This window comes from Candidatus Protochlamydia sp. W-9 (assembly GCF_001950615.1).
Classification (GTDB): Bacteria; Chlamydiota; Chlamydiia; order Chlamydiales; family Parachlamydiaceae; genus Protochlamydia; species Protochlamydia amoebophila.
Genome location: NZ_BCPZ01000313.1, coordinates 1 through 835, shown reverse-complemented (window position 1 = coordinate 835; position 835 = coordinate 1). Strand labels below are relative to the sequence as shown.

The following is an 835-nucleotide window of genomic DNA, read 5'->3' as shown; positions in this document are numbered from 1 at the left end:
TGCCGGAAATTTTTTAATTAATCTATTAGCTGGGATTATTGCTTATACTCACCAACCTAAAAAGCCATCGATAAACTTAGCAGAGCAGCATCGCTTATTGTTAATGGCTGCCTAAAAACCCAAAATTCAGGTTATTAACCATTCAATTATTTTTTCTGAAATCTTTGGATATTGTGCTCTCAAATAAGCATCTTCAGGCTCTTTCCCTTCTCCTAGTTTCTGCATTAAACGTCGATTTTGCTGAATTATTCTCTTTATTTCCTCTAAATCTTTTTGTAAGCCGGTTTTTTTTATCACACTTTTATAAGCTTCATAACGTTTAGCTTCGCCATATGATAACTTTTCAGCTAAATCTAGTTTTTCTTTAGGCTTAAGATTTAGGAAAGATGAATTTTCTGGTAGATTCTCTTCTAGTGAGAACAACAACCACTTTTCTTCTGGAGTCAAATCCTTTTCTTTCAATTCTTGCTCAATTTTTTTTTGTTTCCTCTCTTTTTCTTCTATATTAATTCTTAGTTCCTCGATTTGTTTTTGATGTTGAAAAAAAGGGGCTTGCCGATACTGTTGATAGCGATTTTCAAATATTTCATCCATCCATCCTGTTAACTCTGTTCTAAATTCATTGAACGTGTCTTGCATTGTTTTAATTCTTGCTTGTTCTATTTTAAAATCCACAATCGCTATATGGAAAGGAGAATGATTAAGATCTGCTAATGCATCGAGAATGCGCATGAGTTCATTAACGGTGCTTTGCACCTCTTTTAAATTTTCTAACTTTTTGTACAGCGGGGTGTAACTCGCACTAGTTTGTGCAATCTCTAACCCGTTAAAAAGT

At 33.7% G+C, this 835-nt stretch carries 2 pseudogenes; one reads left to right on the top strand and one right to left on the bottom strand.

Annotated elements, in window-relative coordinates:
- Positions 1-115: pseudogene (locus BU804_RS12295) on the top strand (IS982 family transposase); the annotation flags it as partial.
- 11 nt (positions 116-126) lie between these two features.
- Here the strand turns inward: BU804_RS12295 and BU804_RS09030 are convergent.
- Positions 127-835, bottom strand: a pseudogene (locus BU804_RS09030) (hypothetical protein); the annotation flags it as partial.